Here is a 1528-nt window from a genome sequence, read left to right as displayed (position 1 = left end):
GAAGATTTATATCTGTGCTTGATGAAGGGAAATGAAACTTCTAGTGCACTACCAACTTATGAGGATATCGTTTATAGACAAACGAATATTTCTGATTTAACGATTTCCACTACTTCTACTAATTTTACAAAGTGGGCATCTAACAAAAAAATTATTAACATTGTCAAAAATACAGCGTTTGGATTAGCTTTTAATCTTGCTGGTCTAAATCGTGAAGTAAAAGATAAAATCTTTGCTAAAACACGTAAAAAAGGTGTGTCTTTTGAAACAGCGAAGGCGAAGGCGTATCCAAAGTTCGCAGTAGGGGTTGTATTCCCTTTAAATGATGGAACAAAAATATTACGTTGGTACCCAAAATGTACAGTTGCTCCAGTAGAGGAATCTTGGAAAACACAAGGTGATGAAATGACTGTGGATGACATTGCTTACACAATTACAGCAGATCCATTGTTATTTAATGATGTAACACAAGCTGAATTGGATACTGGTGATCCAGAGGCAAAAGGAATTAAAGCTGAAGATTTCCTAAAACAAGTAATTTGTGATGAATCTCAACTAGCGCAGCTAGGTGGAACAACTCAAACAGGTAAATAAGGAGGGCAATTATGGCACGTTTAAGTGATTTAGTTAACGTTAATATAAATTTGAATAAAATCAAAATACAGGGTGTTGATATCCCTGTTATTTTTACGTTTGAATCATTCCCTTATGTGGAAGAATCTTATGGGAAACCATATCATGAGTTTGAAAAAGATATGAATGAAATGTTGGCAAAAGAACAATTTAGCTTAGGGGAAAATGAAGCGAAATTGATGCAATCTTTAATTTACGCGATGATGCGTAGTGGAGGTACTGAGTGTACACCAACAGAAGTGAAAAATTCAATTCCGCTTTATGATTTACCTGATATTTTCAAAGTGGTATTTAACATTTTTAACAATCAAAACTTCCAACATTCCGATATGGAGAAGCTCAAGCAAGAAAAAAAGTGAAAAACATACTGACTAAAAACGAGGAATCTCAGTCCGAATTGGACTGGGATTTTTATTTTTATGTTGGTAATACGTTGCTTGGTTTAAGTATGAATGACTTCTGGAAAATAACACCTGCACATTTTTTAAAACAATTCATTATGCATCTCAGATACAACAATCCGGATGCATTACATGAGCAGAAAACGAAACAAATCTACACGCTAGATCAAACACCATTCCTATAAGAAATGAGGTGAGAAAATGCCTGGGAATAGCAAAGAAAGAAACGTTGTTCTTAATTTTAAAATGGATGGCCAAGTTCAGTATGCAAATACATTGAAACAAATTAATATGGTTATGAATAATGCAGCGAAAGAATATAAAAATCATATTGCAGCAATGGGCCAAGATGCGACAATGACTGATAAACTTCTTGCTGAAAAGAAGAAGCTTGAAATTCAAATGGAAGCAGCCAAGAAACGTACAGCTATGTTACGTGCTGAATATCAAGCTATGTCCAAGGACACAAGTACAACCGCCGAACAACTCAATAA

Annotated in this window: 4 protein-coding genes; all 4 read left to right on the top strand. The window is 34.6% G+C overall.

Features of this window, described 5'->3' with window-relative positions:
* Nucleotides 1–594, top strand: a 594-nt coding sequence (locus tag ACQGS6_RS28225; RefSeq protein WP_426966012.1) for a phage tail protein, incomplete at its 5' end; no start/stop codon positions are given.
* An 11-nt stretch (nucleotides 595–605) separates the two neighbouring features.
* Nucleotides 606–992: a hypothetical protein gene (locus ACQGS6_RS28220; RefSeq protein ID WP_426966011.1), complete on the top strand. Its 387-nt coding sequence runs from the start codon at nucleotides 606–608 to the stop codon at nucleotides 990–992.
* 38 nt (nucleotides 993–1030) lie between these two features.
* Nucleotides 1031–1219 (top strand): hypothetical protein, encoded by a 189-nt coding sequence (locus tag ACQGS6_RS28215; RefSeq protein WP_000383691.1) that lies wholly within the window; start codon nucleotides 1031–1033, stop codon nucleotides 1217–1219.
* Between the two features lie 16 nt (nucleotides 1220–1235).
* On the top strand, nucleotides 1236–1528 hold a 293-nt coding region (locus tag ACQGS6_RS28210), incomplete at its 3' end, for a hypothetical protein (protein WP_142339698.1).

It is taken from the genome of Bacillus sp. GMs2/2, from assembly GCF_050172095.1.
GTDB classification, from domain to species: Bacteria; Bacillota; Bacilli; order Bacillales; family Bacillaceae_G; genus Bacillus_A; species Bacillus_A cereus.
The sequence above is the reverse complement of the archived record's forward strand: the minus strand, read 5'-3'. Positions and strand labels throughout refer to the sequence as shown.

Excerpts from the sequence above, each read along its gene's own strand:
- ACQGS6_RS28220 (WP_426966011.1), top strand. The coding sequence starts at position 606 with ATGGCACGTTTAAGTGATTTAGTTAACGTTAATATAAATTTGAATAAA.